Genomic DNA, 13842 nt, shown 5'->3' with positions numbered 1-13842 from the left:
ACCTCTACCGTCGGGGCAGCGCTCCGGGTCCCGCCGATGTCGGTGAGCCGCCGACCGGACCCCGGGGTCCCGCACGTCTCCCGCCCCAGGAGGTCCGATGCCACCACCCCCCACCCCTCGCCGCCCCCGACGTAAGCTCTCCGCACTGGCACTCGCCGCGACGCTGGGAGCCCTCACGCTCGGCGCCCCCTCCCCCGCATCGGCCTCGCAGGCCGCCGCGGAAGCGGACTACCTCATCGGGCGCGGCATCGCCGACGTCACCGGAGAGGCTGCCGAGACCGGGATGATGGGCTACTCCAGCTTCGACCAGAAGACGTCCGGCATCCACCAGCGCCAGAGGTCACGCGCGTACGTCGTGGTGGACCGGGCGACCGGCAAGCGCGTCGTGTACGTCAACGCCGACCTCGCGATGATCTTCCAGTCCGTGCAGCAGGGTGTCATCGCCCGCCTCAAGGAGCGGTACGGCAGCCTGTACGGCGACGAGAACGTGCTGCTCTCCGCCACCCACACCCACTCGGGCCCCGGCGGCTACTCCCACCACGTCGCGTACAACCTCTCCGTGCTCGGCTTCCAGAACGGCACCTACCGGGCGATCGTCGACGGCATCGCCGAGTCCGTCGCCAAAGCCCACGACGACCTGAAGCCCGGCACCATCAGCCTGGGCACCGGCACCCTCACCAACGCCAGCGTCAACCGCTCCCGCGAGGCCTTCGACCGCAATCCGGCGGCCGACCGCGCGGCCTTCCCGGACGGGATCGACCCGGCGATGACCGTGCTGCGGTTCCGGCAGGGCGACAAGGACGCGGGCGCGATCAGCTGGTTCGCCACCCACAACACCTCGATCACCAACAAGAACACGCTCATCAGCCCCGACAACAAGGGCTATGCCGCCTACGCCTGGGAGCACGACCACGAGGGCGTGCGCCATCTCGACAACACCCCGGGTTTTGTCGCAGCGTTCCCCAACACCAACGCGGGCGACATGTCCCCGAACCTCGATCTGAAGCCCGGATCGGGGCCCACCGAGGACGAGTTCGAGAACACCCGCATCATCGGTGAGCGCCAGCTGGACAAGGCCCGCGAGGTCTACGCCGGTGCGCGGCCGGTGACCGGCGGGGTCGATGCCCGCCTCACCTATGTCGACATGGAGAACGTCACCGTACGCGGGGAGTACACCACGGACGGGAAGGAGCAGCGCACCTGTCCCGCCGTCGTGGGCGCCTCGACGCTCGCGGGCAGTGTGGAGGACGGCCCGGCGATCCCCGGCTTCGAGGAGGGCATGCGCACCCCGGTCGCAGGCGTCATCGACGCACTGCGCATCGACACCCCGTCCTGGCTCGCGACCTGCCAGTACCCGAAGGCGAGCCTGATCCCCACGGGTCTGCTGAGCAACGTCCACCCGGTCACCCCCAAGATCCTCCCGCTCCAGATCATGCGGATCGGGGAGCTGTACCTGGTGGCGGGCCCGGGTGAGTTCACGATCACGGCCGGGCTCAGGGTCCGCCGGACCGTGGCCCAGGAGCTCGGGGTCCCGCTGGAGCGGGTGCTGCTCCAGGGGTACGCCAACGCCTACAGCCAGTACGTGACGACGCCGGAGGAGTACGACGCGCAGAACTACGAGGGCGGCTCCACGCTCTACGGCCGCAACACGCTCCCCGCCTACCAGCAGGAGTACGCACGGGTCGCGGCTTCCCTGCGCCAGGGCACCCCGATCGGCCGGGGCACCGCACCGCCGGACGAGTCGGCCCGGCAGTTCACGTTCCAGACGGGCGTGGTGTACGACAACCCGCCGCTCGGCGAGTCCTTCGGCTCGGTCCTGACCTCACCGGCCCCCTCGTACGCACGCGGCTCCACGGCGACCGTCGAGTTCGCCACCGGACACCCGAAGAACAACGTGCGCCGGGGCGGGACCTTCCTGGAGGTCCAGCGTCTTGAGGCCGGGAAGTGGGTGCGGGTGCTGGACGACGGTGACTGGCGCACCACGTACCGCTGGACCCGGATCAACGGTCTGACCGGTACGTCGAAGGCCACGGTCACCTGGGACATCGGGCCGGACACCGCCCCCGGCACGTACCGGATCGTGCACCGCGGGGACGCGAAGAACCTGCTGGGCAAGATCACGCCGTTCACGGGCACGTCCCCGACGTTCACCGTGACCGGGTGACCGGCTGACCGGGCGAGCCGGTAGGAGGGGGCCCTGCGGCCCGGCCGCGGGTGGGCCCGGGCCCCAGGCGGCCCCCTCCTGCCACGGGATTCCGTACACGAGATGCCGGGCCCCCGCGCCGGGTCCATGCTGGTGGCATGGGTGACCAGGCCGGCCCCGAGCCCACCGAGTCCGTCCAGCGGGACCTTCGGTTGCTGGAGGCCGCTGGGGCTCATCCGACGGGCGCCCCCGCCGGGCAGCTGGCCAGGGAGGCCGGGCTGCCCGAAGCCGTGGCCGAGAACCATCTGCACACACTGGCCGAGGACGGCTACCTCGATGTGCTGGACGACGGCGCCTTCACGCTCGCCGACCGGGGCCCGTCGCCGGGCGCCGGATTCGGTGACGGGACGTGGACCCAGAGCATCCGCCCGCTCCTCACCTCCCTGCGCGACGGTCTCTCCGCCGCCGCCTACCTGACGCTGTACGACGAGGGGGAGATCCGGGTCCTCCAGATCGTCGACAGCCCACGGGCCCCCCGGGTCGACCTCTGGGTGGGCTTCGAGGACGCCGGGCACGCCACCGCGCTGGGCAAGAGCGTGCTGGGCGGGCTCGACGAGGAGGCCCGCGCCAACTACCTCTCCCGCCACCCCCTGGCCGACCTGACGTCCCACACCGTCACGCGCCGCGAGGAGCTGATCCGGGAACTCGACGCGTCGCCGATGGCGCCGCTCTCCCTGGACCGGGAGGAGTACCGGCGCGGCACGACGTGCGTCGCCGTACGGGTGTACAGCGGCGACCAGGTCGGCTCGCTCGGCATCTCCTTCCGCTCGGACCGGATGTACCGGACCAGCGAGGTCAAGGCCCAGCTGCTGTCCTCGGCGCTGCGGGTCACCCGCAGGCTGACGATCCCGGAGTGACCCGGCCGGCTACTCGGCCATCTCGTACGCCCCCGACAGCTCCTCCACGCGCTCCCAGATCCGCGCCGAACGCTCGGCGTCCACAACCGGACGCCGTAGTGCGCCGAGCGCCCAGTCCTGCTGGTCCTCGGTGGCGGAGTCCTTGCCGTGGAGTTCGACGGCGTGCGCGGAGAAGTCGCGTACGAGGACGGCGAACAGTTCGTCCAGCAGATCCTCGTCCAGGCCGGTCAGCCGGGCCTGCTCCAGGATCAGCTGGCCGTGGACGACGAGGGCGAAGAGCTGGCCGACGGCGAGGAGGAGGTCCAGGTCGCGGCTCTGCTCCTCGTCGGGGGCGGCGGTCTCGACGAAGGTGCACAGGGCGTCGGCCTGCTCGCGGAAGCGGGCGACGTTCGCCACCTCGGCGTACGCGTCGAACGCGGGGCGCCAGTCGTGGAACCGTACGGCGCCGAGACCCCGGGCCGGGCCCTGCCGGAAGAGGAAGTCGTCGTCGGCCGCGTCCAGGCGGGACGGGACGGCCGGGTAGTCGACGGGAGCGAGCAGGTGGTTCCGCATGAACTTCAGGATCAGGGCGAGGTTGACGTGGACCGTGCCCTCCAGCTTCGGCAGGCCCCGGATCTCGATGGCGGCCTGGGCGAAGTAGTTGTCCTTCTCGAAGCCCTTGGCGGCGATAACGTCCCACATCAGGTCGATGACCTTCTCGCCTTCCGTGGTCACCTTCATCTTCGTCATCGGGTTGAAGAGGAGGTAGCGGCGGTCGTCGGGGCCGGCGGAGCGGAAGTAGTCGACGGCGCGGTCGCTGAACAGCTTCATCCCGACGAGCCGGACGTACGCGTCGGTCAGCTCGCGGCGCACGTGCGGGAAGGCGGTGACGGGGCGGCCGTAGAGGATGCGGTTGCTCGCGTGGGTGACGGCCTCGTACATCGCGTGCTCGCAGATGCCGATCGAGGCGGTGCAGAGGTTGAACTTGCCGACGTTGACGGTGTTGAGCGCGGCGTCGAAGGCGGCGCGGCCCGTGTGAAGGATGTCGGCGGGCGCCACCGGGTAGTTGTCCAGGCGGAATTCGCTGACGTACTTGGAGGAGTCGACGACGTTCTTCACCAGGTGGTACGCCTCGCGGCGGCTGTCGGCCGCGAAGAAGACGTAGCCGTCGGGGCCCTCGACGTCGGTGCGGCGGCCGAAGACGGAGACGAGACCGGCGGCGTTGCCGTTGCCGATGTAGTACTTGGAGCCGGAGGCCAGGAAGCCGCCTTCACTGTCCGGCGTCAGCAGCATGTCGGTGGAGTAGATGTCGGCGCCGTGCGTCTTCTCGGAGAGGCCGAAGGCGAACACCTCGCCCTGCGAGAGGAGTTCGGCGGCCCGCGCACGGGCGTCGGCGTTCTCGCTCTGCCAGACCGGACCGAGGCCGAGGATGGTCACCTGCCAGGCGTACCAGTAGTCGAGGCCGTAGAACCCGAAGATCTCGTTGAGCGCGGCGATCCGGGCGGTGTCCCAGCGCTGGTCCTCGTCGCCCGCGGCGGAGGCCGGGGTGAGGAAGGTGGCGAAGAGGCCCTCCTTGGCGGAGAAGGCGAGGAAGTCGCCCAGCCAGGCGCGGGAACGGTAGTCCTCGATCAGCCGGCGCTTGCCGCGCTCCTCGAACCAGTCGACGGTGGCGCGCAGCAGCCTGCGGGTCTCCGGGTCGAAGTGCTGGGGGTCGTAGGTGCGCGGGTTGAAGAGCAGGGACGCGGACTCAGCCATGGAGGTCGCCTTCCGGGAGGGTCGAGGGTGTGTTCGGTGGTACGGGGGCGGCGGCCGGTGTCGTCAGACGCCGGCGCCCGTCGGTGGACCGGCCAGCCGGTGGAGGGTGTCGAGTACGTCGTCCAGCCAGGCGATGGTCATGCGCTCGTACGCGATGCCTCCGCGCAGCACGACGTGCTGGAGCTCCTGGCCCGCGTCCGGGGGTCCGGGCGCCTCCGGCCCGGTGAAGTCGCGCACCTCTCCGGCGAGGTAGTGGGCGAGGCGGTCCCGGTGGACCTGGCGGTGACGCTCGACCTCGCGGACCAGGGCGGCCGGGTCGTCGAAGGCGGCGCCCCGGATCTTGACGGCGAGGTCGTGGCGGAGGCTCTCCGGCTCGATCGGCTTGTGCAGCCACTCGGCGAGGGTGGCGCGGCCCGGACCGGCGACGGAGTACTCCTTCTTGTCCGGCCGGCCCTGCTGCTCGACTTCGCGGACGACGAGCCGCCCGTCGGCCTCCATACGGCTCAGGACGCGGTAGATCTGCTGGTGGCTGGCGGTCCAGAAGTAGCCGATGGACCGCTCGAACCGGCGGGCCAGTTCATAGCCCGAGCCGGGTTTCTCCAGCAGGGAGACGAGAATCGCGTGTTCGAGCGCCATACCGCGATCCTTCTATGCAACTCGTTGCATAACAAGTCACCGGGCCCGGGTGAGACACGGCTCACCCGGGTCTTCCTCCCCCGGGCTCGGCCTCCCGGCACCCCGAGGGACAATGGACAACCCACGCCCACCGCCCCCTCGCCCCGTCAGGAGAACCACCGCCTTGTCCCAGCCCACCGCGCACGCCGGCCACCCCGATCTGCGGGCCGACTGCGGGAACTGCTTCGGCCTGTGCTGCGTGGCGCTGCCCTTCGCCCGCTCGGCGGACTTCGCCGCGGACAAGGCCGCCGGAACCCCGTGCTCCAACCTCCATGAGGACTTCGGCTGCGGGATCCACGAGCGGCTGCGCGAGAGCGGCTATCAGGGCTGCACGGTGTTCGACTGCTTCGGGGCGGGCCAGAAGGTCTCCCAGGTCACCTTCGGTGGCCGCAGCTGGCGTGAGGAGCCGGACTCCGCCCGCACGATGTACGAGGTCTTCCCCGTGATGCGGCAGCTGCACGAGCTTCTGCGGTACACGGCCGAGGCCCTGGACCTCACGGCGGCCAGGGCCGCCCACCGTGACCTGCGCGGCGCCTACGACCGGCTCGACGCACTGACCCGGGACACCGCCGATGCCCTCCTCGCCGTCGACGTCCCGGCCCTCCGCGCCGAGGTGAACGCCCACCTGCTGCGCGCCAGCGAGCTCGCCCGCGCCGCCATCCCCGGCAGGAAGAAGAACCACCGGGGCGCCGACCTCTTCGGCGTCCGGCTGCGCGGTGCGAAGCTGCGCGGGGCCACCCTGCGCGGCGCCTGCCTGATCGCCGCCGACCTCTCCGGCGCCGACCTGCGCGACGCCGACCTGATCGGCGCGGACCTGCGCGACGCCAACCTGAACGGCGCCGATCTGACCGGCGCCCTCTTCCTCACCCAGCCGCAGGTCAACGCGGCCCGGGGCGACACGGCGACCAGGATCCCGGACGGCCTGCACAGGCCGCGGCACTGGGGCTCCTGAGCGGCGGGCCCCCGACCACCGTTAAAAAAAGGGGGCGTTTCGACCCCGGACGGCGGGGCACCCAGCTGCCATGAAGAGCAGCGAACAGCCGCAGGACCCCAACCGGCTCCACCCCCGCCCCGACTTCCCGCAGCAGGACCAGGAGCACCCCGGCTGGACCGGCCCCATGGATCCGCCGCCCGATCACGGCGAGGACTCCTACCGGGGCTCGGGCCTCCTCTCCGACCGGAAGACCGTGGTCACCGGGGGCGACTCCGGCATCGGCCGTGCGGTAGCCCTGGCCTTCGCGCGCGAAGGCGCGGACGTGCTGCTCACCCATCTCCCCGAAGAGGAGGAGGAAGCCCGGGAGACCGCCCGCCTGGTGGAGGAGGCGGGGCGGACGGCGGTGACCCTCGTCTGTGACATCCGGGACGAGAAGCAGTGCCGTGCCCTCGTGGAGCGGGCCGTCTCCGACTTCGGCCGCATCGACGTGCTGGTCAACAACGCGGCGTACCAGATGTCCCAGCCCGACGGGATCTCCGCGATCTCGACCGAGCAGTTCGACCGGGTGATGCGGACCAACCTGTACGGGATGTTCTGGCTGTGCAAGTCCGCCGTGCCGCACATCCCGGCGGGCGGATCGATCATCAACACCACCTCGGTGCAGGCGTACAAGCCCAGCCCCCACCTGCTGGACTACGCCATGACCAAGGGGGCGATCGTCACGTTCACGCAGGGGCTCGCCCAGATGCTGGCCTCCGACGGGATCCGCGTCAACGCGGTGGCCCCGGGCCCCGTCTGGACGCCGCTCATCCCGGCGACCCTGCCGGACACCGAGGAGTTCGGGAAGCAGAGCCCGCTGGGCCGCCCCGCGCAGCCCGCCGAGATGGCGCCCGCCTATGTCTTCCTCGCCTCCGCGAACGCCTCGTTCATCACGGGCGAGATCATGAACGCCACCGGCGGCACACCGCTTCCCTGATGCGAACCACCGAGCCGCTGCTGCGCCGCCTGCGCTCCGGTGTCGAAGCGGGCGCCGACGTGCCCGGCCCCGCCGATCCGGAGCCGGGGGCCGTCCGGGTCCGCGCCGAGGGCGAAGGCCCGTGACGTCCCCACCGCATCACGCGACCTCGTTACCGGCCGCGGCCTTGGCCGCGCGCCGGTCGAGGTATGCGGTCACCGGGGTCGCCGCCACTCCGTGGACCACCACGGAGATCAGGACGGCGAAGACCACGACCGCCCACATCTCCTCCTCGTAGGGCCCGAAGCCCCCCTCACCGAAGGCGTAGGCGAGGTAGAAGAACGAGCCGATGCCACGGATACCGAAGAAGGCGGTGGCCGCGCGCTCGGTCGGCGCCCCCGGTCCGCGCAGCTGGGCGAGCCACCCGGATACCGGGCGGATCAGAAGATGCAGCAGCACCCCCACGGCCGCACCCCTCCACGTGAGGGAGGCCAGACCGCCCGACGCCACGAAGGCGCCGACAGCGAGCAGGAGCACGGCCATCAGCAGTCGCTCGACCTGCTCCACGAAGTCGTGCATCACTCTGTTGTAGCCATGGCTGCGCTCGGACCTGCGCAGGGCGCAGGCCGTGGCGAAGACGGCCAGGAAACCGTAGCCGTGCAGGCTCTCGGCAACCCCGTACGACAGGAACATCGCCGCCAGCGCCACGAAACCCTCGCCGTGCTCGGCAAGCCGCAGTGACCGGGACCGGGCGCGGAAGAGCACCCGCCCCAGAAGCAGCCCGGTGACCACTCCCGCCGCCACGCCCACTCCGACGCGCAGGAGCAGGTCGTCCCACACCCAGTGCGCCACCCAGCCCCCGGACCAGGCCTCCCCGGCCGCGGCCAGAGCGACAGCGGCGGCGACGAAGGGGAACGCGAGCCCGTCGTTGAGACCGGCCTCACTCGTCAGGGCGAAGCGGACCTCGTCCTCGTCCTCCTCATCGTCCGAGGGCTCCCCGACCCGCACCTCGGAGGCGAGGACGGGGTCCGTAGGCGCGAGGACCGCGGCCACCAGGATCGCGGCGGAGACCGGCCAGCCCAGCAGCCACCAGGTGGCGAGCGCCGTCGCCCCGATCGTGAGCGGCATCGTCACGCCGAGAAGCCGCCATGTGGCGGCCCAGGACCGCCATCCGAAGGGGCGGTTGATCGCGAGGCCCGCCCCCATCAACGAGGTGATCACGCAGAGCTCGGTGAGGTGCTGCGCCCAGCCGCGGTCGGCGACCGGATCGACCTCAGGCAGCGGCAGCGGCATGAGGTAGAGGAGGACGCCGGCGGCGAGGAACACGATCGGTACGGAGACCGGCAGACGGGAGAGCAGCCGGGGCAGCGCGGCGGCGAGGAAGGCCGCGAGCCCGAGGCACCCGTACACCGCCCCTTCGGTGGTGATCGACACGTCCGGTCTCATTCTTTCTGTCAGTCCGTGCCCGCCGACCGGTGAAGTCCCGGTTCAGGCCAGGCGCCGGGGCACGGATTCGTTCCAGGTACGGGAGAAGACCCTGCGGCCGTCCTCGTACCCGTCCAGAGTCGCATCCACGAAGAAGTTATCCGAGTCGGAGGTGAGTACGGTGCTCGTCTCGACCCGTACGTCCCAGCCGGGCCTGGAGAAGGTCATGGTCCACGCCGAACGGCCGTTCAGGGAGGAGAAGTCGTCGGCCACGGAGGTGTACCTCTCGCAGGCCCGCAGCCCTACCTCGATGCCGTTGTCCTCGTACCGCTGGCGGCCCCGGTCCTTCACGATGTCGAGCGCGGAGTGGTAGTCCACCAGGCTCCTGGACACGTTCCAGGCCTGCTCGGGCTCGGTGAGCCGGGTGACCGGGGGCGGCCGGCAGCCCTCCGGTTCCCCGAAGGACGCCTGGGGCATGCCGTCGGGCTCCCCGGTGGGCCGTACCGGCAGGGTCAGGGCGGCGCCGTCCTCATGGACGGTGAGCAGGGCCGGTTCCGGGGCCGGCCAGACCAGGGGCCAGTACGAGGTGGAGAGGGAGAGCCGGACGCGGTGCCCGGGCGGGAAGGCCTGCGCCACCCCGTTCAGCGTGATCCGGGCGCGGTAGCGGCGGCCGGGCTCCAGCGGCTCGGGGTGTTCGTCGCTCTCCCGGTGGGTCAGGTTCAGCACGCCGTACGTGACCCGGGTGGCGCGGCCGTCCGGAGCCACGTCGGAGATCCTGGCGGTGATCTGGGCGACCGGGGCGGAGGCGGAGACCTCCAGATCCACGGAGGGCGAGCCGAGGATCTCCACCCGCTCGGTGAGCGGTTCGGTCTCGAAGACCAGCGAGCCGCCGTCCTCCTCCCGCTGGTCGTAGGGCAGATCGGGCGGGGCGTTGTAGGAGGCCCACTTGCCCGCGAACTGGCCGACTGAGAGCGGCGACTGGACCGTACGCGTACGCCCGCGCGGGAGGGCCTCCTCCTCGTCCGCCGTCACGATGGTGGATCCGCGCAGCGGGTGCGCCACCTCCTTGATCTGCGGGGAGGGCCAGGAGGGTTCGGCGACCCAGCGGCCGGGGCGCTCCTCGTACGACGTGGAGGGCGGGACGCTCTCCTGCATCCAGGTGCGGAGCATCGGCCCGTCCATGACGCCGTTGTCGATGCCCTTGAGCCAGTGGTCCCACCACTTGACGACCTCCTGGAGGTAGCCGATGGCGGGGCCGGGCTCGCCGAGGTGCGGCAGCTTGTGCGACCAGGGGCCGATCAGGCCCTTGCGGGGCACGTCGACACTGGCCAAAAGGCGGGTGACCGCGTTGGAGTAGCCGTCCGCCCAGCCGCTGGAGGCGAGGACCGGGCACTGCAACCGCCCGTAGTCCTCGCTGAGCGAGGCGTGCTGCCAGTACGCGTCGCGGTGCGGGTGGCGCAGCCACTCCAGGACCCAGGGGCGGGCGGCCTCCAGCCGCTCCTGCCACATGTCCCGCCACCGCTCCCCCACCACCTCCGGGTCGGGCGGGCAGGTGGCGTACGCGAACATCGTGCCGGCCTCGGCGAGGTTGTCGGAGAGCATGGCACCGCCGAGGTAGTGCATGTCGTCCGCGTACCGGTTGTCGGTGAACGAGGCGATGACGATGGCCTTCAGGCTCGGCGGCCGGCGCGCCGCCGTCTGGAGGGCGGCGAAGGCGCCCCAGGAGATGCCCATCATCCCGGTGTTCCCGTCGCACCAGGGTTGTGCGGCGACCCAGGCCAGCACCTCTTCGGCGTCGCGCTGCTCCTGCTCCAGGTACTCGTCCAGGAGGACGCCCTCCGACTCCCCGGTCCCGCGCAGGTCCACCCGTACGCAGGCGTAGCCGTGGCCCGCGATGTACGGGTGGTGGATGGCGTCCCGGGTGGAGGTGAGGTCGTTCTTGCGGTATGGGATGTACTCCACGACCGCGGGCACCGGCTCCCCGTCGGGCAGGACGGGCCGCCAGATCCTGGCCGACAGCCGCACCCCGTCCGCCATGGGGACGGTGACGTGGTCCTCCACCTCGGTCTCGTACGGAAGTTGTTCGACGAATCGCATACGGGTAGCAGGGTCCTTCCTGACGTCGGGTCCGGTGGGGGCGGGTACCCGGGACGTCACGAAGAATTCCGGCCGCGCCCACCCGGTTCGGTCTCGTCGAAGCTCAGGCCGAGGGCGGCGACGCAGGCGTCGAACTTGCGGCGCAGGTCGTCCTCGTCGTCGCCGCCGGTGAAGATGTGGGCGACTTCGTAGCTGTAGCTGTCCTGGCCCCGGACGGTGGAGAGCTTCTGGCCCTCGGACGGGACCATGTCGATGTGGACGCCCGGGATGTCCCGTTCGATGGCGGCGATCTCCTCGGCGGTCGGCACCTGGTGGACGCGCCCCTCACCGAACCAGCGGTAGTACCACTTGGCGGCCACCTTGTAGCGGCCGCCGCCCGCCGGGAGGGCCGGGTCACCGCCGAGGGCGAGGCGGAACATACGGTGGTGGTTGGGCACGCCGTCGACGAAGTGGAACATCTCCGCGTGCGACTGGGAGTGCCGGGGGTTGATCTCCAGCAGGCTGATGTCGCCGGTCTTGGGGTCGTAGAAGTACTCGATGCTGAAGGTGGCGTTGTCCATGCCGATCTGCCGCATGGTCCGTTCGCTGACCTCGTGCAGCTTCTGGATGACCGGGGCCGGGAGGGTGCTCGGGTACTGGTGGCGCAGGAAGGACGAGGAGTCGGGGTAGTTGATCGAGTCGAGGACGCCGTAGACGGTGACCTCGCCCTGCTGCGCATATCCCTCGACGGCCACCTGGATTCCGGTCATGGCCTCTTCGGCGAGACAGACCTGGCCTCCCACACCCGCCATCTCCGGCGGGAGTTCCAGAAGGTCGAGTATCGCCTCGAAGGGCTTTCCGACCCGGGCTATGCCCCCGCGTATGTCCGCGACCGCCGTCCGGAACTCCTCCATGTCCGAGACACCGAAGGCCAGCTCGGAGGAGTAGGCCAGGGCGGGCTTCAGCCACATGGGGAAGCTCATCCCCTCCGGCGGCTGCGGATCGTCGCTGTCCAGGTCGACGATGCCGAAGCGGGGGTGCTCGTCGATGACCTTCTGCTGTTCCAGCCGGCTCCAGTACTTGTGCTCGCACTTGACGACGGATTCGAGGCTGGTGCTGGTCGTCCCGTACTCCTTGCTCAGGAGGGGGACGAGAGTGCTCACCGGGAAGTCCCAGTAGCCGACGATCGCGTCGATACTGCCCTCGTGCGCGTCGAGTACGGCACGTGCGTCGGTCAGCAGTTCCTCGACGGTGGTGGTGTCCTCCTGCAACTCCTTGAGGCTGAGGAGCGGGTGGAGGCGGAATCCGTCCGCGTCCGGGACGGCCTCCAGCGTGCGCAGGTTGGCCTCGTCCATTCCGATGACGAAAATGTTCTTGCGCTGATCTCGGGACACAGGGATTCCTCTCGTCGGACAGCGGGGTTGTGCGCCGTCTACCCCTGTTCGGAGGTTCAAACGGAAACGGCCGACGCTAGGAATACCGGGCCACTTCCGCACTCGCCCTCGTCCGTGCGTTGAGCACCTCGCCCGCCCCCTCCAGCGTCTGCCAGCGCGTCCTGGAGCGCCTGAACGCCGAGTCGTCGTCGAGACGACGTCCTCGGGCGCCTCGTCGACCCAGTACGTGACCGCCTGGCCGGCCGGAAGGAAGCCGATGTCGTTCAGCTTCTGGAGGACGTCCGCGCGGGCGCTCGCCGCCAACGCCGTACGCCGGGCCCGGCTGCCGGCCGACGCCCCTTGCCCGGCGTCGTCCTGATCCGGCGGGTGGCCGCCCGACGGTATGTCACCCCCGGGGCTGGATCCGTGCCTCGGGGGGAGTCTCGCCCGTGATGCTGGCGATCAGCTCGGCGCAGAGCACCCGGAGTTTGACGTTGCGGTGCTGGGATGCCGTACGCAGGACTTCGAAGGCCTTCTCCGGGGTGCAGCGCTGCTGCCCGACGACCACGCCGATCGCCTGGTCGATGACCGTACGCGACTGGAGGGCGGCCTCCAGGTCGGCGGCGAACTCCTCGGTGTCGGCGATACGTTGAGCCAGGGCGATGGCCCCGGTGGCCTGCGCGGTGAGCAGCCGCAGGGCCGTCAGGTCGGCCTTCTCGAAGGCGCCCGGGACCGGCGCGTACAGGTTGAGGGCACCTGCGGTGTGGCTGTGCGGGGCGATGGGCAGCGACAGCGAGGACCGGGCACCGCAGACCGCGGCGTAGGCGGGGTAGTCGGCCCAGCGGCTCTCCCGGAGCGTGTCGGGCACGCTGACCTCCAGGCCGGTGCGCATGGCCTGGAGACACGGGCCGTCGTCCTGCCCGTACTGGGCCTCGTCCAGCTTCGTGGCGGAGGCTCCCACGCTGGAGACGGTGACCGGACGCCCCTGCCGCTCCAGCGTGATGCCGCACCCGTCGGCCGCTTGCACCAAGGCCAGGGCGCTGCGGCCGAGTGCCTGGAGGAACTCGTCCAGCGACTTCGTCTCCAGGAGCAGCGCGGTCGTGTCCGGCGCCTCGGCCACGGGCCTGTCAGTCATGATCATCTCGTTCTGGGCGGTGCCCCGCCTCCCGAAAGGGCGGGGCAGAGCTGGCGCGGCACAGTCCGGGGCCGCTGGGACAGGGCAACCTCCACCGACGCATCGGCACCTGGGACAGGCTCCGGGGGTGCGGGGGGTCAGGCGTGGGTGAGCGCGGGCCGTACGAGGGCGGGCACGCCACCGGCCGAGGTCACAGGACTGCTGAGGCTTTCCCGTAGAGAGGGCCCGGCCGACCACGGGCGGCCGCGGGCGGCCGAAGCCGGGATGCACACCGGGCGGGAAGGGCCGACGACCGGGACCGCGGCAAAGCGGCGGGGGAAAGCGTGGTTCACGGGAACTCCAAGGAGGCAGGAAGAAATCTCAAGGGCCGTTTCCTGACCTCCAGCGCTTCATTATGCCCTCTCGGCCGCCACGGTCCGCCCGGCGTCGCCGAGCCCGGCCGGCAGGGCCGGAAGGTGCCTTCGGTGTCCGGCGC

11 protein-coding genes are annotated in these 13842 nt (G+C 70.9%); 5 read left to right on the top strand and 6 right to left on the bottom strand.

Translation table 11 applies throughout. The annotated features are described in order from the left end of the window. Positions 1-97: 97 nt before the first annotated feature. Together AMK21_RS25065 and AMK21_RS25060 are read left to right on the top strand one after the other, a co-directional pair. Positions 98-2164, top strand: coding sequence for a neutral/alkaline ceramidase (locus tag AMK21_RS25065; protein ID WP_073881424.1), 2067 nt, complete (start codon positions 98-100; stop codon positions 2162-2164). Between the two features lie 137 nt (positions 2165-2301). Beyond that, positions 2302-3060: an IclR family transcriptional regulator gene (locus tag AMK21_RS25060; protein WP_073881423.1), complete on the top strand. Its 759-nt coding sequence runs from the start codon at positions 2302-2304 to the stop codon at positions 3058-3060. Between the two features lie 9 nt (positions 3061-3069). On the opposite strand, the gene AMK21_RS25055 is transcribed toward AMK21_RS25060, so the two are convergent. Further along, entirely contained in the window at positions 3070-4794 is a 1725-nt protein-coding gene (locus AMK21_RS25055; protein ID WP_073881422.1) for an acyl-CoA dehydrogenase family protein, read from the bottom strand. 63 nt (positions 4795-4857) lie between these two features. Beyond that, a complete protein-coding gene (locus AMK21_RS25050; protein ID WP_073881421.1) occupies positions 4858-5430 on the bottom strand; it encodes a PadR family transcriptional regulator in 573 nt (190 codons plus the stop codon). A 112-nt stretch (positions 5431-5542) separates the two neighbouring features. On the opposite strand from AMK21_RS25050, the gene AMK21_RS25045 reads away from it, so the two are divergent. From AMK21_RS25045 to AMK21_RS36700, 3 genes are all read left to right on the top strand, one after another. Continuing rightward, complete coding sequence (locus AMK21_RS25045; RefSeq protein WP_079181244.1) at positions 5543-6421, top strand: pentapeptide repeat-containing protein; 879 nt, start codon at positions 5543-5545, stop codon at positions 6419-6421. Between the two features lie 70 nt (positions 6422-6491). Continuing rightward, positions 6492-7379, top strand: coding sequence for a glucose 1-dehydrogenase (locus AMK21_RS25040; RefSeq protein WP_073881419.1), 888 nt, complete (start codon positions 6492-6494; stop codon positions 7377-7379). Beyond that, positions 7379-7504 carry a hypothetical protein gene (locus AMK21_RS36700; RefSeq protein ID WP_267893934.1) on the top strand — a complete coding sequence of 42 codons (126 nt, stop codon included), beginning with the start codon at positions 7379-7381 and terminating at the stop codon, positions 7502-7504. Before AMK21_RS25040 ends, AMK21_RS36700 begins: the two co-directional genes overlap by 1 nt. 13 nt (positions 7505-7517) lie before the next feature. Here the strand turns inward: AMK21_RS36700 and AMK21_RS25035 are convergent, their stop codons facing one another. The 4 genes from AMK21_RS25035 to AMK21_RS25020 all read right to left on the bottom strand — a co-directional run bounded on the left by AMK21_RS25035 (position 7518) and on the right by AMK21_RS25020 (position 13367). After that, entirely contained in the window at positions 7518-8804 is a 1287-nt protein-coding gene (locus tag AMK21_RS25035; protein ID WP_079181243.1) for a cation:proton antiporter, read from the bottom strand. 42 nt (positions 8805-8846) lie between these two features. Continuing rightward, a complete protein-coding gene (locus AMK21_RS25030; protein ID WP_073881417.1) occupies positions 8847-10880 on the bottom strand; it encodes a CocE/NonD family hydrolase in 2034 nt (677 codons plus the stop codon). A 56-nt stretch (positions 10881-10936) separates the two neighbouring features. Then, positions 10937-12253, bottom strand: coding sequence for an ATP-grasp domain-containing protein (locus AMK21_RS25025; RefSeq protein ID WP_073881416.1), 1317 nt, complete (start codon positions 12251-12253; stop codon positions 10937-10939). 385 nt (positions 12254-12638) lie between these two features. Then, positions 12639-13367, bottom strand: a complete 729-nt coding sequence (locus AMK21_RS25020; RefSeq protein ID WP_073881499.1) for a GAF and ANTAR domain-containing protein — start codon at positions 13365-13367, stop codon at positions 12639-12641. Positions 13368-13842: the final 475 nt, after the last annotated feature.

Origin of the sequence: Streptomyces sp. CB00316, assembly GCF_001905595.1 — a bacterium.
Lineage (GTDB): Bacteria > Actinomycetota > Actinomycetes > Streptomycetales > Streptomycetaceae > Streptomyces.
The sequence above is the reverse complement of the archived record's forward strand: the minus strand, read 5'-3'. Positions and strand labels throughout refer to the sequence as shown.

Coding starts and splice junctions, on each gene's coding strand:
- AMK21_RS25040 (WP_073881419.1), top strand. CDS start 6,492: ATGAAGAGCAGCGAACAGCCGCAGGACCCCAACCGGCTCCACCCCCGC.
- AMK21_RS25055 (WP_073881422.1), bottom strand. CDS start 4,794: ATGGCTGAGTCCGCGTCCCTGCTCTTCAACCCGCGCACCTACGACCCC.
- AMK21_RS25060 (WP_073881423.1), top strand. CDS start 2,302: ATGGGTGACCAGGCCGGCCCCGAGCCCACCGAGTCCGTCCAGCGGGAC.
- AMK21_RS25030 (WP_073881417.1), bottom strand. CDS start 10,880: ATGCGATTCGTCGAACAACTTCCGTACGAGACCGAGGTGGAGGACCAC.
- AMK21_RS25050 (WP_073881421.1), bottom strand. CDS start 5,430: ATGGCGCTCGAACACGCGATTCTCGTCTCCCTGCTGGAGAAACCCGGC.
- AMK21_RS25065 (WP_073881424.1), top strand. CDS start 98: ATGCCACCACCCCCCACCCCTCGCCGCCCCCGACGTAAGCTCTCCGCA.
- AMK21_RS25020 (WP_073881499.1), bottom strand. CDS start 13,367: ATGACTGACAGGCCCGTGGCCGAGGCGCCGGACACGACCGCGCTGCTC.
- AMK21_RS25045 (WP_079181244.1), top strand. CDS start 5,543: ATGGACAACCCACGCCCACCGCCCCCTCGCCCCGTCAGGAGAACCACC.
- AMK21_RS25035 (WP_079181243.1), bottom strand. CDS start 8,804: ATGAGACCGGACGTGTCGATCACCACCGAAGGGGCGGTGTACGGGTGC.
- AMK21_RS36700 (WP_267893934.1), top strand. CDS start 7,379: ATGCGAACCACCGAGCCGCTGCTGCGCCGCCTGCGCTCCGGTGTCGAA.